Origin of the sequence: Gimesia alba, from assembly GCF_007744675.1 — a bacterium.
Taxonomy (GTDB): Bacteria; Planctomycetota; Planctomycetia; order Planctomycetales; family Planctomycetaceae; genus Gimesia; species Gimesia alba.
Genome location: NZ_CP036269.1, coordinates 5578210 through 5604999, shown reverse-complemented (window position 1 = coordinate 5604999; position 26790 = coordinate 5578210). Strand labels below are relative to the sequence as shown.

Annotated in this window: 15 protein-coding genes; 12 read left to right on the top strand and 3 right to left on the bottom strand. The window is 49.1% G+C overall.

Going from position 1 to position 26790, the window contains the following annotated elements:
- Positions 1–32: 32 nt before the first annotated feature.
- The 8 genes from Pan241w_RS20875 (at position 33) to hslU (ending at position 10652) form a co-directional block, all read left to right on the top strand.
- Positions 33–1562, top strand: a complete 1530-nt coding sequence (locus Pan241w_RS20875) for a SpoVR family protein (RefSeq protein WP_145219578.1) — start codon at positions 33–35, stop codon at positions 1560–1562.
- Between the two features lie 24 nt (positions 1563–1586).
- Positions 1587–2081 (top strand): hypothetical protein, encoded by a 495-nt coding sequence (locus tag Pan241w_RS20870; protein WP_145219577.1) that lies wholly within the window; start codon positions 1587–1589, stop codon positions 2079–2081.
- 206 nt (positions 2082–2287) lie between these two features.
- Positions 2288–3052, top strand: a complete 765-nt coding sequence (locus tag Pan241w_RS20865) for an IclR family transcriptional regulator (protein ID WP_232107219.1) — start codon at positions 2288–2290, stop codon at positions 3050–3052.
- Positions 3053–3081: 29 nt separating this feature from the next.
- Positions 3082–4233, top strand: a complete 1152-nt coding sequence (locus Pan241w_RS20860) for an aminotransferase class V-fold PLP-dependent enzyme (RefSeq protein ID WP_145219573.1) — start codon at positions 3082–3084, stop codon at positions 4231–4233.
- A gap of 217 nt (positions 4234–4450) precedes the next feature.
- The gene (locus Pan241w_RS20855; RefSeq protein ID WP_232107218.1) at positions 4451–6946 is read left to right on the top strand and encodes a DUF1549 domain-containing protein; all 2496 of its coding nucleotides are present in this window, start codon (positions 4451–4453) and stop codon (positions 6944–6946) included.
- Positions 6947–7008: 62 nt separating this feature from the next.
- Positions 7009–8427, top strand: a complete 1419-nt coding sequence (locus Pan241w_RS20850) for a DUF1501 domain-containing protein (RefSeq protein WP_145219569.1) — start codon at positions 7009–7011, stop codon at positions 8425–8427.
- A gap of 312 nt (positions 8428–8739) precedes the next feature.
- Positions 8740–9300, top strand: coding sequence for an ATP-dependent protease subunit HslV (gene hslV / locus Pan241w_RS20845; RefSeq protein WP_145219567.1), 561 nt, complete (start codon positions 8740–8742; stop codon positions 9298–9300).
- Positions 9288–10652, top strand: coding sequence for an ATP-dependent protease ATPase subunit HslU (gene hslU, locus Pan241w_RS20840; RefSeq protein WP_145219565.1), 1365 nt, complete (start codon positions 9288–9290; stop codon positions 10650–10652). The genes hslV and hslU overlap by 13 nt, the downstream gene beginning before the upstream one ends.
- Before the next feature lie 96 nt (positions 10653–10748).
- Here the strand turns inward: hslU and Pan241w_RS20835 are convergent, their stop codons facing one another.
- Positions 10749–11660, bottom strand: a complete 912-nt coding sequence (locus Pan241w_RS20835) for a DUF1559 domain-containing protein (protein ID WP_145219563.1) — start codon at positions 11658–11660, stop codon at positions 10749–10751.
- Positions 11661–12024: 364 nt separating this feature from the next.
- On the opposite strand from Pan241w_RS20835, the gene Pan241w_RS20830 reads away from it, so the two are divergent.
- From Pan241w_RS20830 to Pan241w_RS20820, 3 genes are read left to right on the top strand one after another with little or no spacing between them, the layout of a single operon-like run.
- A complete protein-coding gene (locus tag Pan241w_RS20830; protein ID WP_145219561.1) occupies positions 12025–12276 on the top strand; it encodes a zinc ribbon domain-containing protein in 252 nt (83 codons plus the stop codon).
- A 13-nt stretch (positions 12277–12289) separates the two neighbouring features.
- Complete coding sequence (locus tag Pan241w_RS20825) at positions 12290–12922, top strand: Maf family protein (protein ID WP_145219559.1); 633 nt, start codon at positions 12290–12292, stop codon at positions 12920–12922.
- A 36-nt stretch (positions 12923–12958) separates the two neighbouring features.
- Positions 12959–14029: a tRNA dihydrouridine synthase gene (locus Pan241w_RS20820; RefSeq protein WP_145219557.1), complete on the top strand. Its 1071-nt coding sequence runs from the start codon at positions 12959–12961 to the stop codon at positions 14027–14029.
- A gap of 99 nt (positions 14030–14128) precedes the next feature.
- On the opposite strand, the gene Pan241w_RS20815 is transcribed toward Pan241w_RS20820, so the two are convergent.
- Together Pan241w_RS20815 and Pan241w_RS20810 are read right to left on the bottom strand one after the other, a co-directional pair.
- On the bottom strand, positions 14129–19099 hold the full coding sequence (locus Pan241w_RS20815; protein WP_198000052.1) for a GEVED domain-containing protein: 4971 nt from the start codon (positions 19097–19099) through the stop codon (positions 14129–14131).
- A 393-nt stretch (positions 19100–19492) separates the two neighbouring features.
- Complete coding sequence (locus Pan241w_RS20810; protein ID WP_145219553.1) at positions 19493–24202, bottom strand: choice-of-anchor Q domain-containing protein; 4710 nt, start codon at positions 24200–24202, stop codon at positions 19493–19495.
- Between the two features lie 646 nt (positions 24203–24848).
- Here Pan241w_RS20810 and Pan241w_RS20805 point away from each other — a divergent pair.
- On the top strand, positions 24849–26789 hold the full coding sequence (locus Pan241w_RS20805) for a preprotein translocase subunit SecA (RefSeq protein WP_145219551.1): 1941 nt from the start codon (positions 24849–24851) through the stop codon (positions 26787–26789).
- The last annotated feature ends 1 nt before the right edge of the window (position 26790 follow it).

Sequence of the window (26790 nt, the reverse complement as noted above, 5' to 3'; positions counted from 1 at the left end):
TCAAACTGCATTGATTGCTGACGGAGGCTTGTATGGTAGTAACAACACATCGCCCCTTACCAAAGGAATTAAGCGACATCCAGCAGGAGATGGAGCAGCATGCGCTCGATTATGGACTCGATTTTTTCAAAACGATTTTCGAAGTCCTCGATTATGAAGAGCTGAGCATGTTTGCCGCCTATGGTGGGTTCCCGGTGCGTTATCCGCACTGGAGATTTGGTGCGCAATATGACGAGCTGATGAAAGGCTACTCTTACGGCTTGCAGAAAATCTACGAGATGGTGATCAATACCGATCCCTGTTATGCGTATTTATTGAGTGCGAATGATATTACCGATCAGAAGCTGGTGATCGCCCATGTTTACGGCCACTGTGACTTTTTCAAGAACAATGCCTGGTTCGCGCATACGAATCGCAAGATGCTGGACCAGATGGCCAATCATGCTACGCGGATGAATCGCCACATTGATACGCACGGCTATGAAACGGTCGAAATGTTTATCGATACCTGCCTCTCGCTGGAGAGCCTGATCGATCCGTATGCACCACATATCAAACGTGAGTCAAAAGCGGAACGCAAGCCTGAGACAAAACAACAGGAAGAGGAGGCAGGCGAAGCTTCGGGCGGCCGTTTTCCTGCGAAGAACTATATGGACCGCTACATCAATCCGGATGAAGTACTCGAAGCAGAAGCCAGTCAGAAACGTGAAAAAGCCCGCGAGATGTCGGATCAGCTGAAGTTTCCCAAAGAACGCATGCGGGATGTATTGTACTTTTTGATTCAGTATGCCCCTCTGGAAGACTGGCAGCGGGATGTGTTGTCGATCATTCGGGATGAAGCATATTATTTTGCGCCGCAAGGTCAGACGAAAATCATGAATGAAGGCTGGGCCAGTTTCTGGCATTCCACCATCATGACGCGACACGGTCTGACGGACGAAGGGCTGATCAACTACGCCGACCATCACAGTGGCACGATGGCAACCAGCCCCAATCGTTTGAATCCCTATAAGCTGGGGATTGAATTGTTGAAAGACATCGAGGAACGCTGGAATAAAGGACAGTTCGGCCCGGAGTACGAAGACTGTACCGACATGTTCGAGAAAGAACGCTGGGATAAAGATCTTGGATTAGGCAGAGAGAAAATCTTTGAAGTCCGCCGCATTCATAACGACATCACGTTTATCGATACATTTCTGACGCCCGAGTTCTGCTATAAAAATCGCATGTTTTCCTTTGCGTTTAACGATTCGAATAAAACGTATGAAATACAGTCGCGCGAATTTGAACAGATCAAACAGCAACTGCTCAACAGCCTCAGCAATCATGGGCGGCCTGTGATTTATGTGCAGGACGCCAACTATAAAAACCGGGGCGAACTTTATCTCGAACATGAATACCTGGGAGTCGAGCTCAAGCTGGACTACGCCCAGGATACGCTGGTCAATCTGCATCGTATATGGAAGCGACCGGTGAATATTGAAACCGTCGTCGATGATCGGCCGACAATTTTGAGCTACGACGGCAAAAAACATTACACGAATTCAAAAGAAAAAACCTAATATCCTCGTTAGGAGGATTTCAAAATGTCTGTACTCAACCAATTAAATCATGAACTGAAACAATTAACCGGATTTCAATCGGCGCAACCAACAACCGTCACTCTGGCTGCGAAAGGCAAAATCGAAATCAATATCGATTTTACCTCCGTCGATTCCATGAGTTGTTCGTTTCAGGAAATTCGCGTCAATGTTCCATCTCTGTCACAGTCAACTTATGACAAGTTGAAAGAATGGGGGCAGAAGCTCTGTCAGCGGATCACGTATCTGCTGGAGAATATTGGTCCCCTCGAATATGACGAAGATGCCGGTCAGGTTCTCATCCGTTCGACACCCCCGGACCAGAATCAGGCGGGAACCCAGTTCTATGAAATCATTCTCTCCTCCCACGCCAATGGGAACTTCAGCTTGAAACGCTTCGCCAGCCAACCGGGTCAGGGGGGGCGAACTCAGGTCGATTTACATGTGACGCACGAAGTATTGCGCAAGCTGGTTGATGATCTGGTTGATACCGTTCCCTGAGTTGACTGATTCCGATTCGCTCACTCTTAAAAACAATTTGTTACCTGAATGCCTTAAGTGATGATTCGCTTAAGGCATTTTTGTTTATAGACTTAGGTTCTGAAAAGTAAACTTGTATTTCGTGCTTGACGAGCGGTGTTTTATATGTAAAATCATATTTCATGAGTAAAACATTAGAAAGAACTGATTCAAGAATATCGTATCGAGTGCCTGCCCTCGAGAAGGGGCTAGAGGTTCTGGAGTTACTGTCCGGGATCTCCCGACCGCTCTCTTTGACCGATATTGCAGACCGTCTGGGGCGAACCAAACAGGAGCTGTTCCGCGTGATGGCATGCCTGAACGAGCAGGGGTATTTGATCCGGGATGCCAATCAGGGGTATCGGATGAGTACGAAACTGTTCGAGCTGGGGGCCAAGCATGCCAGCACAGAAGCGCTGATTGCCCGTGCGACTCCGCATATGGAAGCCTTGACGAATGAACTCAAAGAGTCGTGCCATCTGAATATTGTCGTTCGCAACAAGATGTTGGTGATTGCCCGCGTTGATTGCGACGCTGATGTTTCACTGGCCGTGCGCATCGGTGCCAGCTTCAAGTTGCATGAGCGCAACAGCGGCCATGTTGCACTCTCATTTCTGCCGGAAGAGCAGCGACAGAAATACTGGGAGCAACACGATCTCTCTTCCGGTCAGATTGAGGAATGGGAGTCGGATTATGTCGACATCAGGCAGGCCGGTTTTCGAACGATGGAAAGTACGTTGATTGTTGGAGTTCAGGATACGGCGACACCGATTCTGGGAGCCGACGGAAGGCTGCTGGCTGTATTATGCGTTTCACATATTTTACGGGTTGGCGAGTCTGACGACAGCACCCGAATTTCTTCTACGATGCTGGACTGTGCACAGGCCATCTCAAGTGAATTCGGGCCCACGATGATTAACAAGTCGGACATTGAAACGCACAGTGTCAACTGAAACAAGCGGATGAATTGAACGGAGTTTTCATGCTGGATCAACAAAAACGACAACAGGACTTTCCCAGCTTGTCGGAACGCGTCTATTTAAATACCGCCGCCGAAGGCATTCCCCCGCTGGCAGTCGGCGAAGCGTTTCAACAGTATTTTCAGGATAAACTCCTGGGCATGGATGGCCGTACGTTGCACGAAGCTCAGTGGGACGCGGCCAAAGCGTTGGTCGGACAAATGTATGGTCTGAGTTCCGATGAGGTCAGTATCTGCTCCTGCAGTTCCGAAGCATTCAATCTGGCGTATCAGGCATTGCAGCTGAAAGCCGGGGATGAAGTCATCGTCAGCGATCTGGATTTCCCCGCCAGTTATACGTTCGGCTTGCAGGCAAGCTGTCCAGCGACAACAAAAATCTGGAAGGCTCGCGACTGGGAACTGCGTCTGGAAGACTTGCAGGAACTTCTCAGCGATAAAACGCGCGTGGTGAGTATCTCACTTGTCAGCTTTTTCAACGGGTTCAAAATACCGCTGAAGGAAGTGATTCAGACCATTCGCCAGCACTCGTCTGCTCTGATCGCTTTGGATGTCACACAGGCACTGGGACGAATTCCCCTTGATCTGGAAGACATCGATTTGATTATCAGCAGCACTCACAAATGGATTCTCGCTTCACATGGCGGCGGCCTGGTGGGAGTTCCTTCAGCAAAGGCGAATGAGTGGACCGTGCCCGCGGGTGGCTGGTTCAATCTGAAAGATGCGTTCGGCGATCAACGGTTTGATAAAGCGGAAAGCCTGCCGGGCGCAGCCAGCTTTACGGTGGGCATGCCCAACTATCCCGCCGTGTATGCCATTCGTGCCGCGTTGGACTATATCACCCAGACCGGCGTCGAACAGATCAATCAGGCGGCAACCCCGCTCGTCGAAGCATGCCTGGAAGGCCTCAAACAGACGTCGGTCGAACTGATTTCACCCAAAGAGGCGGAGAATCTGGCGGGCATTATTGCGTTTCGGCATCCAGAGGCAGAACGCATTTATCAACACTTACACAGTAAACAAATCCATCCCATGTATCACGCAGGACGAATTCGAGTGGCGCTGCACGGTTACAATACGATGGAAAACGTGGAAACGTTCCTGCGAGAGTTAAATGTGGCACTGTCGAAAAGTTATGTCGGAAATGCCGCGGGTTAAGTCTGAATACAGTGTAAAAAATTGCTTGGAAGTCATTTAAAATATGTATTTTTGCTGATTTCTGAACCAAATGGAATATAATAGTAAGGTAAGCATAAATTCATTCTTCAAACATTCTTACCTTCACGCACATGCCACCAATTGTTGGGGTGAGAGATAAGCGCTCATCAAATAAATTTGTGGTTCCTACCTCAAACTGCTGGGAATAATAATGAAGATGCCTGCTCGTTTACGAGATCGTTTCTTTTCGTTCGTCAAACAGTCTCCCTCCGGGTTATTGATCGCAGCCGTTGTGCTGATTGTTTCTCCACTCTCCGCAGCCGAGAAACAACCAAATCAGCAACAGATTCAGTTCTTTGAAGCAAAGATCCGGCCGCTGTTGATCAAGCACTGCTACGACTGCCATGGGGCAGACGAGCAGGAGTCCGGATTACGCGTCGATACATTCAAAGGCATTGCCAAAGGTGGCAAAGCCGGCTCGCTGCTGATTCCGGGGAAACCGGAACAGAGTCTGCTGATCACGGCTGTGAATTATCAGGTCTCCGATTTACAAATGCCACCAGAAGAGAAACTGAGCAAGCAGGAAATCGAAGATCTGACCAACTGGGTCAAGATGGGCGCACCTTACCCCAATGCCGATCTCAGTCTGCTGAGACCGTCCAGTGAAAAAGGAAAATACGATCTGGAAAAAGAACGTGAGTTCTGGTCTTTCCAGCCAGTCAAGAAGCCGGCATTACCTGCGGTCAAACACAAGGACTGGGTGAAAACTCCGATTGATCAGTTCGTTTTATCGAAACTGGAACAGGCGGGATTGACGCCTGCGAAACCCGCTGACAAACGGACGCTGATTCGCCGGACTACCTTTGATTTAACCGGGCTGCCTCCGACACCCGAAGAGATTGATGACTTCCTGAACGACACCTCGCCACAGGCATTCGAGAAAGTCGTGGATCGCCTGCTAGCGTCACCGCATTACGGTGAGCACTGGGGCCGGCACTGGTTAGACATTGCCCGCTATGCCGATTCGAATGGTCTGGATGAAAACATTGCTTTTGGGAACGCCTGGAAATATCGCGACTATGTGGTCAACGCGCTCAACAAAGACAAACCCTACGATCTGTTTCTCAAAGAACAGTTGGCCGGTGATCTGCTGGAACCCGCGAAAGATGTCGCCGAACGGAATGAACGTCTGATTGCCACTGGTTTCCTGTCTCTGGGCCCCAAAGTTCTGGCAGAAGTTGATGAAACCAAAATGGAGATGGATATCATTGACGAGCAGATCAACACGATCGGCGTCTCCCTGATGGGCATGACGCTGGGCTGTGCCCGTTGTCACGACCACAAATTCGATCCCATTTCGGCTCACGATTATTACGGCCTGGCGGGCATCTTGAAAAGCACCAAAACCATGGAGCATTACAAGAAGATTGCACGCTGGCATGAGAACTCACTCGCCACAGAGGCAGAACTCAAAGAACAGGCCGAGTGGGACAAAAAGATCAAAGCGGAAGAAGAGAAAATCGCCGCGCTTGTGAAATCAGAGAATGAACGCTTAAAGAAAGAAGGGGGCAAAGACTTTAAACTGCCGAAGAAACCAGAACCCTCTTATTCCAAAGAAGCAAAAGCAGAACTCAAAACATTGCGGGATCAAGTCGCCTCGCTTAAGAAAGAACGCCCCGAAGTTCCCACAGCGCTCGGCGCAACCGAACGGGAAATCATTGATGTTCCCGTTCATATTCGGGGCAGCCATCTGACTTTAGGGGAAACCGTGCCGCGGCATGTTCCCGTGGTATTGAGTCCCCAGCCTGAAAAACCATTTTCGAAAGAGACAAGCGGCCGTCTGAAGTTTGCCGAATGGCTCACCAGCCGCGAGCATCCTCTCACATCACGTGTGTTTGTGAATCGGGTCTGGCGCTGGCACTTTGGTAAAGGAATCGTGGCGACCCCGGATAACTTCGGAAAGCTGGGCGCCAAACCAACGAACCAGCCCTTACTCGATTGGATGGCTGCCAGCCTGATGGACGAAGGTTGGTCGATCAAAAAACTGCATCGCATGATTCTTCTTTCTAACACCTGGCAGATGAGTAGCGAATTCAATGAGAAAGCAGCTGCCGTGGATCCCGATAATGATTTGCTGTGGCGGGTCGATGTGCGTCGTCTGGATGCCGAATCCATTCGTGATTCGATTCTGGCAGTCAGTGACGGCCTCGATCTGACAATGGGCGGCTCGCTGCTGACGGTTGAGAACCGTGCGTTTGTCTTCAATCACGAATCCAAGGATGCGGTAACCTATGATTTTAACCGACGCTCTTTGTATCTCCCCGTCATTCGAAACCATCTGTTCGGGATGTTCATGCTGTTTGATTATGCGGACGCCAGTGTTTTGAATGGGAATCGCTCTTCAACCACCGTGGCACCCCAGGCACTGTTCCTGTTGAACAGTCATCTCGTCGAAGAGGCATCACAACGCATGGCCGATACCGTTCTAAGTCAGACCGCGTTAGCACCGGAACAAAAAATTCAACATCTGTTTTTAAAATCGTTTGGACGTTTACCGTCGGATTTGGAAGTCAGCAAATCATTGCAGTTCCTGGATGAACTGGATAAAGAATTGCAGGCGGAAGAGTCTGATTCCGAAAAACGTATCCATCGCAGCTGGCAGGTGCTCTGTCAGTCCATTTTTGCATCGAGTGAATTTATCTATCTCAGATAACCTGGATGTGAGACAAAAGTTAATATTAAAGTCATACCCATAGAGATCAATCGAGACCTGCCATGAGCATCCTACCTCAATCACTATTTTCCCGCCGCGATCTGTTGAAAAAATCAGCCGTGGGTTTTGGGAACCTCGCCTTGCTGTCGATGTTGAACGAAGAAGCACAGGCCGCTTCTTCCAAAGATCCGCTGGCTCCGAAAGAACCACATTTTACACCACGGGCCAAACGCGTGATTTTTCTGTTCATGAAGGGCGGACCGTCCCACATGGATACGTTTGACTACAAGCCTCAGCTTCAAAAGTATGATGGCAAGCCTCTCCCGTTTGATAAACCACGGGTTCAGTTTGCCCCGACCGGGAACTTGTTGAAATCCCCGTGGAAGTTCAAGCAGTACGGCGAAAGTGGAATTCGCGTCAGTGAACTCTTTCCGAATGTCGCCGAGTGCGTGGATGATCTCTGTATCATCAATTCCTTGCATGGCACCAATGCCGCTCATGGCGGTGCGTTACTCAAACTGCATACCGGCAGCGATGCCTTTGTGCGTCCCAGCATGGGCTCATGGGTGACTTATGGTCTGGGAACGGAAAATCAGAATCTGCCAGGCTTTATCACCATCTGTCCCACACTCGCCCATGGTGGCGTAAAGAACTGGAGCTCTGCGTTTCTGCCGGCTCCCTATCAGGGAACACCTCTGGGAAATGCCGCCGTTGCCGCCGAGCAGGCTCAGATTGAATATATCAAAAACAATTTTCTTTCTCGCAAAGTCCAACGCAAGCAGGTCGAATTCCTGAACGATTTAAATCGACTGCATCAGGACCAGACCGGCCCGAATCAAATTCTGGAAGACCGCATTGGTTCGTTTGAACTAGCCTTCCGCATGCAGGAAGAAGTGCCGCAGATTCAGGATATCTCGGGAGAAACGGAAGCCACACGAAAGATGTACGGTCTGGATGAAGAAGTCACTGCAGACTTCGGACGTCAGTGTCTGATGGCACGCCGGTTTGCAGAGCGGGGCGTCCGCTTCATTCAGGTTTCTCACAGTGACCAGAAAGTCCAGTGGGATCAACACAGCAACTTACTGGAAGGGCATGGTAAGAATGCGAAAGAGGTTGATAAACCGATCGCCGGTTTATTGAAGGATCTCAAGCAACGCGGCTTGTTAAAAGATACGCTGGTCGTCTGGGGGGGCGAATTTGGTCGCACGCCAACCGCTCAAGGAAAAAATGGTCGCGACCATAACCCGGAAGGATTTACCATGTGGCTGGCAGGGGGGGGCGTGAAAGCCGGCTTCCAATATGGGGCGACTGATGAGTTTGGCTACTACGCTGCCAAAGATAAAATGCACATTCATGATTTCCATGCCACATTGCTGCATATTCTGGGAATGAATCACGAAAAACTGACGTATCGCTACGCGGGACGAGACTTCCGCCTGACCGATATCGCCGGCCATGTAGCGCATGGCGTTCTGGCCTGATTGATTTCCCTGTTTCAGTATCGATTCTTCAAATCAGAAAACCCCTCTTTTTGAAAAAATGGAGGGTTTTTTGATGCGCGGTGAACCTGAGACGGTGATCCTGCGTTCTCATCATTAAGGAGAATCATGATCACCGGCCCTTTAGGCTGAAATCAGTCAGCAATGCGCTGCCGAGATTGAAAACCGTAATCGCAGCAGACTATGATTCAGGTTCAGTGACCTTGCATGTGCGGTGGCTCTGATCTATGGTGTCTCTGCGTGGCCTTAGCCGGGTCTTTGTATCAGCATTGATTTATGAAATGTGAAGCAGTTATGAGTTCAAAAGACAAAAAGAAATGGCGTTCCACGACGATATTAACAGTCCGACATCAAGGGCAGGTTGCTATCGGCGGCGATGGACAGGTAACTCACGGAAATACCGTGATGAAAAGTGATACCCGTAAGATTCGAAAAATCCTCGACGGACAAGTCATTTGCGGGTTTGCCGGCTCGACGGCAGATGCCTTCTCGTTACTGGAACGATTTGAAGTCAAAGCACGGGACTATCCCGGAAATATGCCTCGTGCTGCGACGGAACTTGCCCGTGACTGGCGAACTGATCGCGTGCTGCGAAAGCTGGAAGCTTTGATTGTTGTGATCAATACCGAACACAGCCTGCTGATCACAGGGCAGGGTGATGTCGTGGTTCCCTCGGATGGGATTATCGGTATCGGTTCAGGTGGCAACTATGCTACGGCTGCTGCCCGGGCACTCGTCGGTCATTCAGATTTGTCGGCTGCAGAAATTGTCAAAACATCTTTAGGCATCGCATCAGATATCGATATCTATACGAATAATAATATCATCGTGGAGGAGCTGCAGTGCAAGAGTTAACGCCGCGACAGATTGTCGCCGAGCTGGATAAACATATTGTTGGTCAGGATGACGCAAAACGGGCTGTGGCGATTGCCCTGCGAAATCGCTGGCGCTGGCAGCAACTTCCCGATGAACTTCGAAAAGAAATCACTCCTAAAAATATTATCATGATCGGCCCCACCGGGGTCGGTAAAACGGAGATCACCCGTCGGCTGGCCCAGTTAATCGAGGCGCCGTTTATCAAAGTCGAAGCGACCAAATATACGGAAGTCGGTTATTACGGTCGTGATGTCGAAAGCATGGTCCGCGATCTGGTGGATTCAGCCAAGAATCTGGTCCGCGAAAAGAAACGCGTTGAACTGGTTGATAAGGCAAAAGTCCGCGTCGAAGAACGACTGCTCGATCTGCTGGTGCCTCGCCCTGAATGGGAAAGTTCTTACAGTGAATCAACAGAAGAGGGTAAGGAAGACGATGCCCAGGAACGCTATGAGCGCACGCGTGAGAAGTTTCGCAAGATGCTGAAGAATGGAGATCTGGAAGAGAAAGAAGTCGAGATTTCCATCGACCAGAAAAGCTCTCCCGTGCAGGTCTTCTCCAATATGGGCATGGACCAGATGGATGTGGACCTGCAGGGCATGTTCGAGCGGATCATGCCACAGCAGAGCAAGAACCGAAAGCTGACGGTTGCAGAAGCACGCAAAGTCCTGCTGGAGCAGGAAGTCGAAGGTTTGATGGATAAAGATGCGATTGCTGAAGAAGCGATTGAATTGGCAGAACGCAGTGGGATCGTCTTCATCGACGAACTTGACAAAATCTGTACGTCTGAAGAAGGGGGCAGCCGCGGCGGCGATGTGAGCCGGCAGGGAGTGCAGCGCGATTTACTGCCGATCGTCGAAGGCACGACCGTGCAGACGCGGAGTGGTTCCGTGAAAACCGATTATATGCTGTTTATCGCAGCAGGGGCCTTTCACCGAACCAAGCCTTCCGATTTAATGCCTGAACTTCAGGGACGTTTTCCGATTCGCGTGGAACTACAGGAGCTGACTCGCGATGATTTTCTGAGGATTTTAACAGAGCCGACCAGTTCAATCACAATGCAATATCAGGCGTTGCTGAAAACGGAAGGAATGAAGATCAAATTCGAAAAAGACGGCCTGGAAGAACTGGCAGAAATTGCGTTCCAGGTGAATCAGACGACACAAAATATCGGTGCCCGTCGACTGCACACGATTTTGGAGCGTCTGCTGGAAGAGGTCAGTTTTGAGGCACCCGATCTCAAAACGAAGAAGCTCACGATTGACGCCGCTTATGTGCAGCAAAAACTACATACCATTGTTGAGGATGAAGATCTCAGTAAATTTATTTTGTAAGCGGCATCGAGTTCGAAATCAAAAAACTCTCCCCGATCTAAATCTTCGATCGAGGAGAGTTTTTTTGTATTCATCGTTTTGTATCTTACTGGGAAATCAGAACTCGCCGATCACATTTCCATCGCTGATTCTTCCCAGATTTTCGTAAGTGGTGCCATCGAGATTTTCGCTCAAAAATCGAACCGCGCCATCGCCAAGCAGGAAATGGGCGCCCCCCGTGTGTCGACTGCTGAATGCCCATTCCCGGGTTCCGTTAATCAGCGCGGCGGGATGATTTTCTGTGAGCCAGACGACGGAAGCGGTTTTTCCGTTATCATAATAACCAACCCAGATGGCTCCGTTATAAGTAATACTTCCCACACGGCCTCGGGCGGTTTCTCCAATCATGACAGTATTGCTGGCACCATCGGTAATATCACGCAGGCGCGTATTGCTGTTCGACCAGAAAGAACCATTGCCAGGTGCGCTATTATGCGGATTGGAATTCACAGCATTGTTGGCGCCCCGGCTTCCATAGACGCCTTTATAGTTTGAAGTCGCATGCCCGCCTCGATCGGAATTCAGGTTACTTCCAGAATCAGAGGGGCAGCGAAAGATCGGAATCGTCGTTTTCGATTCAGTCGAAGGTGTGACGACCAGATGAGTACTTCGCACATTGAGTGCATTGTAGAGAGTCGCCTGTTCAATGAATGGAAGTAACATCGTTCCCCAGCCCCAACCGGGAAGGCAGCCACTGGTACTTGAAGAAGAATTGGCCTGACAGGTGGACGCTCTCGAAGGCTGAACCCAGCCTGGAGGAAAGCAGCGGTGGGTTTCATGGTAATTGTGCAGGGCGATCCCGACTTGCTTCAGATTGTTTTTACAGGTGCTGCGCCGGGCGGCTTCCCGGGCCTGTTGTACGGCTGGAAGTAACAAGGCAATTAGAATTGCGATGATGGCGATCACAACGAGTAATTCGATCAAAGTAAATCCGCGCCTTCGGCCCGGTTTTAACAGGTAAAACTGCATCAAGACTCTCCAAGGTGAAAAATGAGAATTAGTAAATGATTTCAATGTGTACCACCGCTGGAGTGGTAAATTGTAGGTGGCAGGCAGTCAGGCATTCATGATGGGAAACTGATATCAAGAAACGCCGATATGAGGGGACGCAGATGAAATAAACCGCGCGATTCAACATCACTCAATGGAGTAAACAACCTATTGTTGAATACCGAAAAGAGGCCCAATCTCACGGGAAAAAATGAAATATTCACAAAACTGTTGTATGATTAGTTTAATAATCCTTGATGCGTCCCGGAACCCCCGTCATAGTCAGTGAGTTTCAAAGAAATACTGATAAAATCGCAGGATGTTTTTCTGAAAGAAGACAGAGATGGACCAAGACTGGGAGTATGATGACGAGGATGAGTGGGACGAATCGGAATTCGATGACGATGATGTGAATGAGACGGTTGCCTGCTCAAATTGTGGGGCGGAGATTTATGAAGACGCCGTCTCCTGCCCGATTTGTGGCGAGTACGTCACGACAAATACGCACCCTTTCAGTGATCGCCCCAACTGGTGGATCACGCTGGGAATCGTCGGCGTGATCGCCACCATTTTGAGTTTAATCTTTCTGGTTTGAATAAAAGTGAGAGATGAAAATGCCGTTGGATCAGATCATTCTGGGGTCCCGCTCTCCACGTCGAAAAGAGTTGCTCTCGCAGATTGTTCCGGAAGCATCGATTGAAATTGTTCCGCCACAAGATTCCGAGGAAGCCGGTTTTGATCAGCTGAGTGATTTGGAATCGATCCGTCAAAGGCTGATCTCGATTTGCATTACTAAAAACGACGACGTTGATCGGCAGCTCAAACGGAGAGGGGCTACTACCGTTCCCATATTGACGGCAGATACCATCGTGGTCATTGAGCGACCAGATTCAGGCTATCACGTGATGGGGCAACCTCCCTCTGAACCAGAGTGGAAGCAGACGGTTCGTGACTGGTTTTTAGACGACTATGCAGGGAAGACACACCGGGTGATGACGGGGCTCTGCTTTCGAGAGGGGGAACAACTGATTACAGAAATTGCTCAAACGCTGGTGACCTTTCATGACCGGGATAATGTGGACCGCCATCTGGAATGGTATCTTTCCACCGAGGAATCAGTGGGGAAAGCCGGCGGTTATGCAGTCCAGGGGGCAGGCAGTGTCTTTGTGAACCGCATTGAAGGCAGCCTGTCGAATGTAGTAGGATTACCTCTGGAAAATGTACTAAGATTACTCAATTAAACGCCCGCGTGTATAGATCGAAGATAAAACCGTCTCATGTCAGTGATCAAGTGGAGTTCAACGGAATCTCCGGAAATACAAATTGGAAATCGACGACTCAGCTCACGCTATTTTCTGTCGCCACTGGCCGGATATACGCAGCATGCTTTCCGTGTCGCCTTACGTGAATTAGGCGGCGTGGGTTTATGCACCACCGATCTGGTGCTCGCTTCGCAGATGCTTTCTCGCAGCCGCAAAGCGAAAGCGTTGCTGAAAACGTCTCCTGAAGACAACCCGCTCACCGTACAGATTTTTAGCGGCATCGCGAAAGAACTGGTGATTGGCGCACGCTGGTTAGAAGAGCAGGGCTATAAAGCCGTCGATATTAACATGGGCTGTCCGATGGCCAAGATCAATGGAAATGGAGGTGGTGCACGGATTATGTGTGCTCCGGATGCAGCCTGTCAGATGGTGGCGGATGTCGTTGATGCAGTTTCCATTCCGGTAACTGTCAAAATGCGCCTCGGCTGGGATCGCGATTCCATTACCGCACCACTGCTGGCTCGAGAATTCGAAAAAGCAGGAGTAGCCGCGATTACGATACATGGTCGCACGCGCAATCAGGGTTTTGGTGGAACCGTGGACCTGGACGGGATCAGGCAGACAGTGGAAGCAGTCCAGCAGATTCCTGTTGTCGGTAACGGCGATGTCTGCACGGTCGAAGATGCTTTTCACATGAGGAATGAAACCGGCTGCGAAGCCGTCTCCATCGGTCGCGGGGCGATGATGGATCCGTGGATCTTTCGTAAAATTCAGCAGGCGGTTCAGGGAGAAGAACCGGTCTCAGAACCAACGAGAGAAGAGCAGCTTCAGTTTCTGGTGCGTCATTTTACTCTGATGGTTGATCAGCATGACGACTACGGATGTCTGTTGATCCGCAAATTTGCCGCCTGGTATGGTGCCCGGCTGGGAATTCCCGAAGATCTGGAAGATCGCTTGCGGCGGGTTCAGTCGATCGATGAATTTCATGATATCGTGGGACACATACAACTAAGGCATGGAGAGCGTGCCTCTTCCGTTCCCACAGCATTAATCAAAACTCCGAATGGTCCGGTGGAACGTTGGTAAATACACCCGTTGTAGTTGGCACCTGATTAAAAATAAAACAGCCTCTCTGAAGTCAGTTTTCAGAGAGGCTGTTTTCGTATTTAGAGTTGCTTGCTGGTATCAGTTACGGATATCGTGAGCACCGGCATTGTTAATGTCCAATCCCAGATCCAGCAGGAACCAGTCGTCTCCACGGGCAATGGCACCATACAGCTCATCGACTTCGCCATCGTTGAAGACGGTTGTGTCATCGAGCCTGATATTATTCACGCCAGCGGCTGTGTTGTCGACGCGTGTGCGGATATTTTCGACACGGTCACCGAATGGGTTCGCTGAAATCCATTCTAAATAAATTCCGAAGAGTTGTGCTAAACCGTTGTCATAAACGGTTGCTCCGCCGATCAGAATATCGCCGTTTGCTCCGTAGTTGGTATAAATCGCTTCGTTGTGGCCGCGAATAAAGTCAGATCCGTAACCACCAATCAGGATGTCAAATCCGTCAGGGCCACCTTCGAGGATATCATTACCGTCACCGCCGATCAGGATATCGTTCCCCCAGCCTCCCACGAGTCGATCGTTTCCAACTCCACCGAAGAACATGGATTCTCTGTCATAGAACTGGTCATCAGCAAGAATCTGATCATTTCCACCCAGACCCCAGGCATAGACGCCACCGGTGGGCTCAAAATAAGGCAGATTAGTCGATGGGTTGATAATAAGCACATGATTTATTTTGACTTGGATCAGACCGTGGTTCGTTTCTGAAATTTCAATAAGGTCATCTGCATTCGTTCCTGTGATAAACAGAGCTGATTGACCAGGACGGTTCGGGTCGGGGACTAATCCGACGAAGTTTTGTGGAACAACTGTGACGAGATAATCTTCCACTTCTCCATCCGCGGCGGCACCTGTTGCCGATAATCCACCGGCCGAACTCAAACGGAATCGGGCGGCAACCTGGCCGACAATGACTCCCCCGGGGAGTACGATCGAAACAGAGTTGCTACCGGCAACGACAGCATGGCTACTGAGAACCTGCTCATTGGCGTCCCAGGTTCCGTTGCCATTGAAATCGATCCAGGCATCAACAAAACCGCTGCCTGTTGAAAAGACCGTAACCGTTGATGCAGAATCACCGGCGATGATGGGGTTCAATAGAACTCCGTCATCATCGTCAAGATTAGCCGAAAGTGATTCCTGTCCGTCGACATCAGCAGTCACTCCCTGTCCCAGGAACAGCCCGTTCGCATTGATTGCGTGGCGGGCACCATCTTCTGCCAGCAGGTTCGGGAATGAGGCAGGAGCATCACCATAGTCGACACCGCTGTTGGTGACGATGAGAGCAGTGTCAGTAATTGTTTGCGGAGTCGTGGTTCCAAACGGACCGGCAAATTTCAAAACCTTACCCAGGTCAGTATCGACGACATAGAGGTTGTCATCTGGTCCAAAGGTCACGCCATAAGGCAGCTCGATGGTGGCTCCGAAAGTATAGTTATCAATAAAAGCGCCTGTAACAGGATCGAATCGGAGAATACTTTCGGTTGCACCATTGGCAACGTACAGCAAACCATCAGGACCGATGGTCAAACCGCGAGGATTCGCCAGCCCACCCGTTCCAGCGGCAATGAATGGTCCGCCAGGAACGACATCACCGTTCGAATCAAATTTCAGGATTTCATTGGTGTTGAAGCTGGCGACATACAGGTTGCCGTTAGAGTCAAAGACCATCCCGTAAGGTTTACCCATGCCACCTTCGTTAAACGAGACAAACTCTCCGAGGAAGTTACCGGTCAGGCCATCAAATTGCAGAATGCGATCACGGAGGAAACCGGTGTCGCCAACATACAAATTCCCATCTGGTCCAAAAGTAATGAATCTTGGTTCTACCAGTCCGCCACCTGAAGCGAAGATACCATTTCCGATAATCGCTCCGGTCTGGCCGTCATAACGCAGGATTTGTCCGGTATCGGAGCTGGCAACATACAGGTTCCCATCCGGCCCGAATACCATTCCGTTGGGAACGTCAATTCCGCCTGCTCCGGGAATCACAAATGAACCTTCAGGTGCCCCGGTCTGGCCGTCAAAGCGTTCTACTGTGTGGTCAGATCCGTTTGAGTTTTCAAAACCGTTGCTCACATAGAGGTCGCCCAATGGACCAAACACAATGTCGCGTGGGCTGTTCAATCCCGTTGCGACAAAATCACCCAGATAGTTTCCTGGTTGACCCTGTCCTGTATCTGCATCTTCGTAGGCTGCGGTGATGGTTTCACCAAACACAACTTCCAGAATCCCGTTTCCGGTAACAAGCGTACCGGGTGAGGAAACGATCGTTCCCACAAAAGTACCACCCGCTCCGGAGACTTCTGTCAAAGTCACCGTTTCAGCATCACCCCCGGATGATGTAACTTGTACGTTGACCGTGCCGGCCCCCAGTAAGTCACCGTCGGTTACAGTAATGGTAATTAAATTTCCGGCCTCATATTCTGCAGCATCAAAGGTGATGGTACCAAAGCGGGAAACCGTCAAGTCTAAACGGTAGTCTTCGACTTCACCGTCAGGAGCAAGACCTGTTACATCGAGTCCTGCCTGTGAGCTGTACCGGAAGCGGGCGAATGTTTCACCCACACTGAATGCGGCTCCTTGAGGAACAGCGAACTGAATTGTATGTACGCCCGTAGTCAGTGCTTCATCGACGATGATTTGCTCGCTGGAATCCCAGACGCCATCACGATTGAAGTCTATCCAGCCTTGCAGGAAACCATCGCCGGCCACTTCTACCTGAAGTGTTGAGAAGGCATCGCTGACAGAAATACCGTTGGAGAGGAAGACGATACCGTCATCGTCGATGCCATCCCCTGAGGCATCGAGGGTTGGAATTCCGTCAGCGTCTAAATCAATCGCCGCACCGAGTCTCAGGCTTCCTTCGAGAGTATGTCTGGCACCATCATCGGCAAGCAAAGTTGGATAGATGTCTGGTGCGTCTCCAAAATCACGACCAAAGTCGGCACCCGTTGATAATCCAAATGCAAGCGTGTTAACGCTATCCTGAGTTCCAGTGAATTCAAACAGGGAATCAATTCCGAAATCGACATCCACATCATCGCCAGTGCCGAAGAAGCCGTCCGGACCGAGGCCGATGGTATTCCCGAGGTTACCACCTGCATCAATGATTTGAGGTGGCGAAAAACTGAAGTTAAAGGTATGCCATACACCGAAGAAATGACCTGCTTCATGAGTGGCAATATTACCAACGGCAACACCAATCAAATCAACCATCGAGCTGGTAAAGTTGCGGATGATATTATTGAGAGAGTTCGGATCTGCCGGGTTGGTACTGCTGAGCAGGTCCAGCAGCACAACGGAATCTTCAGACGTATCAAAGTTTCCAACATCAATTGATTCTGCTCTGCCGATCGTTGGGATTCCAAATTCTGAAATCGTACCACCTATAATGACCCGACTGACATTTTCCTGACCAAAGGGATCTGCATGATCGCGGCTGTTTAAAATCCGAATACCGTAGTCACCGGGAATCATGGTGGTGTCGAAGTCACCATTATTTCCCACCATCCCAAGATCAGCAAAGTTTTCTGTGATGGTTGCCAGAATCGCATCAATCACGGCATCTTCATCAGCGGCAGTCAGTCCCCAGTCACTGAGAAACGAGCTCAACGGGGAAAGGGCTGCCGTACTGGATCCCAGAGTGTCATCAAAGGTAGACGGGTCGACTGTCGCGCCGTCAAAATCAATAAACAGCGTCTGGATGGCATCTGGACCCACCATTTGCGTTTCCAGTTGAGGACGGAAAGCCCTTAACTGCAGGTCATACAGGCCATAATCTCCGGTCACTGCAACAAAATATGTTCCGCTAACCGGGGCTACAATCGAAGCGGACGCATTTCCATCACCGGGAAGCGGACTGTCTTCAGGGTAAAGGTCCTCCAGGAAACGTGAAGATTCAAACATCAACAGGCCCGTGGGGCTGTATAATGACAGGGTTTGTCCTGCGCCATAAACGTTCGCGCCCAAAATGTCGCCAGCTTCCAGTTCAACCGCATAATAATCGATATCAGCAGCATTCAAACCGATGGTGAGATCATACAGGCCTTCAGAGTCTGCATTCGCACCGACACCAGTACCACTTGCTGAATCAAAGGGATCGGTAGGGCCTCCTGTACCAAAGCTACTGACCATGACGTAATAATCGCCGGTCACTGGTGCATCAAATTCCAGAAAACTATCCAGTCGAAATCCACTATCGTCATTAAATGCGACTAATGTTCCATCGCTGGCATAAATAGAAACCGTTGGATCCAGGTTAAAGAACTGGGTTGAATCTTCCACTGAAACGGTGATGCGCTGTCCGGCCTGGACATTGGAAACTTGGTAGAAATCAAAGTCACCTGAGTCAGTGCCGGCAGAACCTCCGGTACCATACGGGCCGTTTCCAAGCGTCGCACCCAGAATTCGAATTTCCTGGCCTGCTATCAGACCGAGATTATTTGCGAGTAGAATGGAGCCATCATCTTCAGGAAACTCACCGAAGAATGATGTAAATGCTGTATTGGCGAGAAAGCCAGCAAGATCGACTTCCGGATCGTCATTAGCACCCGTACCGAAGCCGGCAATCACCTGTGCATTCAGCGGGATATCGTTCGAGCCACTTGTTCCAATGATTTCATTTTCGTGGGTTGCAAACGCTAAAAAATCTTCAGTTGTTTGAAGATTGACGGGGTTATCCACTTGCCCCTTATCTTTGAGAGCAAGTTCTTTTACTTCTTCAGGTGCGGGGTTGTTTTGTTGATATTGAGCTTGATCAATTTCAGAAGGCAATTGCGCTGTTTGATCATTGTCTACTTCGCCAGGCAGTGCCACACTGATATTAGTCGTACCATAAATATTATCACTGTAGAATGGATTACTTGCTGAAAGCAGTGTCCTGTCTTCCAGGCACTCAACGATGGAAATCGTATTGGATAACGAGTTCACACGTTGTTTGCGCAAGCGACTGTTACGACCTTTGAGGAGATGGCTGAGGAGTGAACCAATTCGACCTGGCTGGTTACGACGTTTAGTTCTCGTAAACATCATTTGCATCTTTCCATATCATGCCAAAACGGGCAACTTGGGTTGATCTGAGTTGCTGGCTTTGGTGAAGTTGATATTTATAACTCTTATGTATTTAGTGACTTATGTTTATCGGAGTAGACCAGGATGGACTTGGAAAGCCATCTCGTTCACGTTAATTCAAATCCACCTGCTAAACTCTTTGTTAAAATAGGCAAATTCAAGACTGATTGTGCAGCAATAAAACTATGGATGTCAAGCAAAAGATCGAAAAGATCATCCGAAAAATAACGGTTGCTACTGGTTTTGCGGATGAATCAGAGGCTGACTCTTCTCTTCTGGACGTCTGAGATTTCAAATTCTCACCTGATATATGGGGATTTTCATTGGAAAAAGAGTAGTCCCTGTACTTTATGTTCAATTAATTCCATCAAATTCTGAATCGAGATATCCGCTGAAGAAATCATCCGATTCTTCATAGGAGGAGAGTTTCCGCTCACCCGGATCCAAAGCAGGCTCCATGAGCGTGCTTTCATGATCATGGTCGTAACCTAGAAGGTGGCCCAATTCATGCAGCAGAACTGTGAGTAAGTCGATTTGGCCCTCTGCTGGACTGAACAGAGATGCATCGAATATTCCCATGGTTGTTTGGTTGAATTCTTCATTCTGGAACGGAGTCGAATCAACAAACCACCCCCAACCAGCGGCATTCACATCAAGATAAATGGTACGAGTATCGGCGTTTGCTTTGGCGATTTGATTTCCTGATAGTTCGACAACCTCGATCTTTACATCGGCCAATTCTTCTGAAACCGAATCGCCGTGGGTTTCGGCCAATTGTTCTTTGGCCGCATTCAGAACCGGTTCAACAGTTTCTACGGTCAAAGATTGAGAAGTGGTGTCTTCCGAATTGATAAGCGAGGTGACAAGGTTATTTTGCTGCCAGATCTCATCAAAATTTGAGGGATAAAACAGGAATGTGCCACTTCCCTGAACCTTATTGTAGTTAGAAATCAAGAGAATCAGGTCGCGAATATTGACAGTACCGGAACGATCAAAATCAGCAGCCCAGACATCAGGTGCCGCAGTCGCCCCCGTACTTTTGTTGTAAACGTTAATGAATTGAACCAGATCCCTGAAGTCGACGGAACCATTGTCATCCAGATCGTATAAGGCGGGAACTAACGTCAGGTTGACTGCTGCCCCTTCGGTGACTGAGGCAGCACCGACTGACGATAACAGAGTACTGTTTAAGATTTGGAAGTTCAGATCAGCAACTGGCTCGATATAGTGCCCGTCCGTTTCTAACGGGACAGGCTTGACTGAGAGATGAACCCGAGCCAACAGGACGAGTGTTTCCGCTCCATAGCCAGCTTGGCTGGTTGAGGCACCTAGTCCGGTAATCATCCCTGTTACGTTATCAATCGTTGCCGTTTGATTCGCAGTAAAACCGGGGCCGTACTCGATGGAATCGGCAATCAAATATTGAGCATCAAAATTTAAATCGACCAAAGCCGATGAGATACCATTTTCAGATGAATTCGTGATACTCACCCAGATTTCGACGATGACCGGGTTCCACTCGTCAATGAAGTCCACGTTGGAAGGGAGCGCACCAATTTGGCCGGAAGACCCGACATTAGTGACACTTCGTTTCACTGTCAGGTCGGTACTCGCCAGGACGGACTCTGCTTCATAAGCACCGATATCAAGACGACTGGTTGAATCGTTATTCCCGTCAGCAACACGAGCGGAGCCTCTCTGATCTAAAGCTAAAGTGGGCGTAAAGGAATTCGGGTCGAATGCGGGGTCGCCTGCGTCAATCGCGAGACTGCCGGAAGAAAGAGCATGAGTTTGAGTCGACCCGCCATTATCGGCCAATGGAAGCAGTCCCGGGTCCTGGCCTGTGATGAAATTGGTCGTACTGAAAAGATCTAAGCCATCGGTATTTTCGATCAGACTGTATCTACCAAGTAAGGAGCCGACTCCATCGGCGCCATTACCCGATGCTGTATTGTCGGCAATAATCGAGTTGTTGGCTTCGATCGTGTTCATAATGAATTGAAAAAAGAGCCCGCCGCCATCCCCGTCTGCATGGTTTGCAGCGATCGTACTGTTATCGATGGTTCCACTCACCAATTCCAGGCGATCTAAGAAGTAAATACCCCCACCATTTTGACTGGCTGTGTTACCCGAAATCGTCGAATTCAAAATCGAGGTCGTTCTGGTACCGCTATAGATTCCCCCTCCGTCACCAAACAGGGCTTCGTTTTCAGAGAAAGTACTATTTCTGACTGACAGAGTACCCAGGTTTTGACTTAAGCCGCCGCCTGAACCAGAGCTGCGGTTCGCATGAAATGTCGAGTCGGTAATGCTGGTTGTGGTCTCATTGGCATAAATACCAGCTCCAGATAATGCACTCCCCGTCGAATTGCTGATGAAGGAAGAGCCCGTTACAGTCAGCAGCCCCTGATCTTGATAAAGTCCACCTCCGCTGCCATTAAAACCCGTATTATTGGAAACAACGCTGTCCGTTAAGGTGACATTTGCGTTCATGGCATAGATACCACCGCCAGAACCCTCGGCATCATTGTTGTCAAGTGTGGTCTGAGTGAGCGTGACCGAGCCGAAATTGCTGGCGATGGCACCACCTTCAGAACCGACAGAATGATTTGACTGTAATACAGAGTTTGAAATTTCAAGCGTTCCTGTATTAAAAATGGCCCCCCCCACACCAGACGTCGATTGATTGTTCAGCAGCTGACTATTCGAGAGCACTAGATGCTCTGCATTGTAAATCGAACCACCGTTATCATTGGTCTTGCCTTCGATTAAGATCAGGTTCTGCAAACTGACTAGAATCGTATTGGCTGTTATTCCATCGTCGATGTAAAAATGCCTCGAGGAATCACCACCGTCGAGCGTGCCGTCGATCGTTAACAGTGGATCTCCACTTTCTGTTGTTGGAGCAATGATCGTGAGAGAATCGGTAATTGTAAAATGTTGACCTTCCCCTCGAATCAATAACGTTTGGGGGGTGATGGCAGATGTGTCTTGATCGATAAACAAATTCGGAGCAAACATGATCGTATCAGGACCGTTTCCTGCTGGCACAGCAAACAGAGAAGACATATCTAGGTTTGCTGCCTGAATCGCCTCACTCAACGTCACGAATTGGTCATCGTTCTGATTATCAAGCAGTGAAGTCACCAGGATCACTCCTTCAGGAGCAATCGAAAATGTCACGGTGGCAGTCTCGGAATAAGCACCCAGATTGTCTTTCACTCGGTAAGTGAATTCATCCAGCCCCATATACGTCGAACCATTGGATGTAAAATTAATCTTGTTAGTTTCTGAATCGTAGGTGACTGTCCCCCCCCCGTTTTCTGGTTGCGTTACAATCTCGACCGTATATCCTTCGCCTATTACATCGAGAAGGGGGGAGCCATCATTGGCGGTATCATTCAGGAGAATATCCAATTCATCCGTGTCGCCTTGGATTACAAAAAAATCATCGTTGGCGACAGGAGGGTCACTCACGATAATCGTAACAAGCCCATAATCGACATATTTAGGGTCTGTAACGCTGTTGGGAATTTCTAATTCAACAGCAACTGAGAATTGATATACACCAGGGACTACGGTTTCTGAGAGATTGACCGTAAGTAGTCCCGTGTCTTCATCGAGATTCACGATCATTCCTGGTGGGATGGGGGCAGGAAGCTCGAATCCCTTTTGTGTGAGCCAGTTTGGTGGATGGTACTTGATCGAAGAATTTCCATTCTCAGTGCCAAGGTCAACGTCGATTGCAACGATCTGATATTGAATTGTTTCTTGTGGTCGAGCTTGCAGAGTCGGAAGATCTGGCAGATAAGGTTTGGCATTACTATCATCCGTGATGGCCGAAATTGTATCCTTCGTGGCGTTCACTTGAAACTGGCGCTGCGTAAGATTGCCATCCTGATCTTCGACTGTGACGGTGATCGTCGAGGTCCCGGTGGTGCCCTCGGCTGCCGTTAACACCAGAGTTGCGTTTTCATCGTCTGTAAAAACATCAACGGTTTCCATGGTAATGGTATAGTCGGGAAAGTTGGCAGTGACTGGTACTTTGCTAAGTGCATCACGCACCTCTTCCCCTTCGACAAGATATCCGAAGATCGTATTCTGAAAATCATAATTCCTGCTTGCACTACCCGTAATGATAAACCTGGAATTATTTAAATCGTCAAACGTTTTAGCATCTGTATCACCTTCTTGTTTGATATCCTCAGGTTTGAGTACCGTCAGCAGGCCAGATTGCACATGCTGCAGTTCGGGATGAAACTGGTCATCAAAGAATCCAAAACCAGAGCCTCCAAGTCCCGTGTTGAACGGGTCGCCTCCCACCAGTGATCCATTCAGGATGTTGTAAAAATCGAGTCCATCAAAAAAGTTAAGTTGTTCAGCGTGGTAGATGATATAGTCGGTGGCCTTTGATGCACGGCCTTCGAATAATTCAAAGACCATATCGCCGTAACCTGCGACAGAGATCCGCAGACTGCGGTTTCCCCGCAGAATTCTTGCCTCGATGTCCGGGTTACTCGAAACGGCGTCGTGAAAAATTAATCCGCCGTTATCCGGATCATATCCATCCAGCGCCACATGCAGGCCGGTCCCGGAAAGTAGATTCTGATCGGCAATTTCTTTCAGGAACGGACCATCTGAATTCAGAATCGCGACACCCGTTGCCGTGGATAAATCTTGCAGGGTATTGATCGTGCTTCCTTCGATCAACGTACCATCGTTGAGCCGCCAGATGGGACGCACCATTCCTTCTGTAATTCCAGCGATAGTAGCGTTCGAATTTAATGTGCGGTCCGCATTGGTCACATCAACAAAGTTTAAAAACTGCGCACCATCTTCCAGCAAAGCCTTTTGTTGTGTGGTATCCGCATCCCAGGCGGCGCCATACAGTGTGACATTGGCAGCAGTCAGTGCTTGTGCAAAGGCAACCAGATCCTGCCCGCTCAGCAGCGTTCTGTCTTCCAGTTTTTCCGTAGCAATCATCGGAGCCGTTGCCCGTTTTGATCTACGGTGGTGCTTGCTTCGTCGGGGGCGCCAGAGGTTGTCAACGAATTTTGAGATCATTTAACTGGTGTCTTTATATAGTGAATTTGCTTAGTTGAAAATTTTCAACACTCAGACATGCCCCATTTGTATAGAGAAAAGCCTGACTGTTCAGTTAAAGATTTTAAATGGTGCGTCATACATAAAAAAACAGGTAAATTGGAATGTTTCCAATGTTTGCGATAATTGTGTGCTATGGGAGGACTGTTTGTGTTTACCTTAAGCAAAATAGAAACTGCATCGAAAGTGACGATTGGTTGCGATTAATCTAACATTTGATCCAGAAGTTCAGATTTTTATGTTGCTTTAAGTCAACAAAATATAACAACTTACATCATCAAAACCTTTTTGATGATACAGCAGCGGATTTGCAGAAAATCGTTTTGTTGTAAGAACGTTCATCGGTTAAAATAATCAAAGACGGTTCAGAAAGACGACACGTATTATTGCTGTAAGTATTTTCTGATAGAGACTTTAAGATTTCAGCGGCGATGTGGCCTCTGATAGAACTCACAAGAATTTCGTTCGACGTGAATTCTGTTTTCTTCCGTTACTTTTACATGGTTGGTCCGTCATAATTCTTGAGCCACTTTTGTTTGTTTTGAACCAGCATGGTTCGAGTGATCGTATCTGTTTTTGAGAGAATCCCAATGATCCTGGAGGCATTTTGAGCATCGCATCCCATAGTTATCATTGGATGAAAGGTGGTTTTCGCCCCAAGCAGTCTCGCTTGTCTCGCTGGAGTGCGCTAGCCGGTCAGATCATTCAGCGTTGCGAATCGCTGAAGAAGATGACCGATGATCGGCTGGAACGGTATTCACTGGAATTGCGTTGGCGTGCCAAATCGGGCGAACCATTGAAGAAAATACTTCCCGAAGCGTATGCCCTGGTACGAGAATCTGCCTGGCGTACGAAAAATATGGAGCATTTCCCGGTGCAGTTGATGGGGGGCATTGCTCTCTTCGAAGGCGGCATCGCCGAGATGCAGACCGGGGAAGGAAAAACGTTGACCGCAGTCCTGCCGGCTTACCTCCGTGCTCTGATGGGAAAAGGCTGTCACGTCATCACGGTCAATGACTATCTGGCACAACGTGACTCGGAAATCATGGGGCCGATTTTCAATAAGCTGGGGCTGTCTGTTGGCTGTATCACTTCAGATATGGAAGACGAAGATCGCCGCATTGCCTATGGTCTGGATGTCACGTATGGTACTGCGAATGAAATGGGATTCGATTTTCTCCGCGATCGCATTCGCATCGGAGCCAGCGCTCCCGGTCAATTAGAACAGGCCATTACAAATCATAAAGCATCAGGAAAAGAACCCCTCGTGCAACGTGGAAATTATTTTGCGTTAATCGATGAAGCCGACAGTGTCCTGATTGATGAAGCACGGACCCCTTTGATTATCGGGCTCATTCAGCCGAATGACGCTGCCTCGGTCAACCTGTTCCGCTGGAGCAACCGGGCAACACATCAGTTGGAATCCGAAGTCGATTACGTTTATGAACCCAAAAAACGGTCTGCTTATCTGACGGATCAGGGATGTCGAAAAGTCTTGTTGATGGCGAAACCTTCCTTGCTGGATTCGATTGATACCGAACGGATCTATAAACAGGTAGAACAATCTCTGGTGGCCCGGTTTGGATTCCTGAAAGACCGGGACTATGTGGTTGTCGATGATGAAGTCGTCATTGTCGATGAATCAACGGGCCGCATGATGGACGGTCGGAAGTGGCAGGATGGTCTGCATCAGTCAATCGAAGCACAGGAGCACGTTCCCATTACCGCCGCCACAGGACAGGCAGCGCGCATCACCGTACAAAGTTTCTTCCAGAATTATTCGCATCTGGCAGGTATGACGGGGACTGCCGCATTAGCGGAAAAAGAGATCCGGAAAACCTATAAAGTCTCTGTGACCTCGATTCCCACACATCGCCCCTGTATTCGTAAAGGAACTAAGCCGCGCGTCTTCAAAACCATGCAGGATAAACGCATGGCGGTGGTTGATGAAATTGAACTCATCAGAAAAAAACGTTGTCCGGTTCTTGTCGGAACGCCTTCCGTTGAAGCATCGGAAGCATTGGGTGATTTGCTGGCGATGAAAGCCATCCCGCATCAGATCCTCAATGCAAAATATCATGCACAGGAAGCAGAAATTGTGAAGAAGGCGGGGGAACCGTCGCGCGTCACGATAGCAACAAATATGGCCGGACGTGGAACCGATATTCTGCTCTCCGATGAAGTACGCGAAAACGGAGGCCTGCACGTCATCGCGACCGAGATGCATACCTCTGCTCGAATTGACCGCCAGTTGATCGGTCGTTCTGCCCGGCAGGGAGATCCGGGGCACTACCAGTTTTTCCTCTCTCTTGAAGATGAACTGCTGCGATGCCTGGAGCAATTTCAACTCGACAAAATTATCAAATCTGCCAAAGCAGATGAAAAAGGGGAGCTGCCGGGGAGTTGGATTTCCTTCTTCAATAATACGCAGAACTTCCTGGAGAAACTGCATCACAAACAGCGGCGTGATATGCTGAAGCATGAAAAGCACCGCATCGAAATGTTTCACAAAATGGGGCTCGATCCCTATCTGGAATGGACTGACTGAA

Bases quoted from the DNA above. Each gene is read 5' to 3' on its own strand.
- Pan241w_RS20850 (WP_145219569.1), top strand. From the start codon at position 7,009: ATGAGCATCCTACCTCAATCACTATTTTCCCGCCGCGATCTGTTGAAA.
- Pan241w_RS20875 (WP_145219578.1), top strand. From the start codon at position 33: ATGGTAGTAACAACACATCGCCCCTTACCAAAGGAATTAAGCGACATC.
- hslV (WP_145219567.1), top strand. From the start codon at position 8,740: ATGAGTTCAAAAGACAAAAAGAAATGGCGTTCCACGACGATATTAACA.
- Pan241w_RS20825 (WP_145219559.1), top strand. From the start codon at position 12,290: ATGAAAATGCCGTTGGATCAGATCATTCTGGGGTCCCGCTCTCCACGT.
- Pan241w_RS20860 (WP_145219573.1), top strand. From the start codon at position 3,082: ATGCTGGATCAACAAAAACGACAACAGGACTTTCCCAGCTTGTCGGAA.
- Pan241w_RS20835 (WP_145219563.1), bottom strand. From the start codon at position 11,660: ATGCAGTTTTACCTGTTAAAACCGGGCCGAAGGCGCGGATTTACTTTG.
- Pan241w_RS20870 (WP_145219577.1), top strand. From the start codon at position 1,587: ATGTCTGTACTCAACCAATTAAATCATGAACTGAAACAATTAACCGGA.
- Pan241w_RS20820 (WP_145219557.1), top strand. From the start codon at position 12,959: ATGTCAGTGATCAAGTGGAGTTCAACGGAATCTCCGGAAATACAAATT.
- Pan241w_RS20815 (WP_198000052.1), bottom strand. From the start codon at position 19,099: ATGATGTTTACGAGAACTAAACGTCGTAACCAGCCAGGTCGAATTGGT.
- Pan241w_RS20855 (WP_232107218.1), top strand. From the start codon at position 4,451: ATGCCTGCTCGTTTACGAGATCGTTTCTTTTCGTTCGTCAAACAGTCT.
- Pan241w_RS20810 (WP_145219553.1), bottom strand. From the start codon at position 24,202: ATGATCTCAAAATTCGTTGACAACCTCTGGCGCCCCCGACGAAGCAAG.
- Pan241w_RS20830 (WP_145219561.1), top strand. From the start codon at position 12,025: ATGGACCAAGACTGGGAGTATGATGACGAGGATGAGTGGGACGAATCG.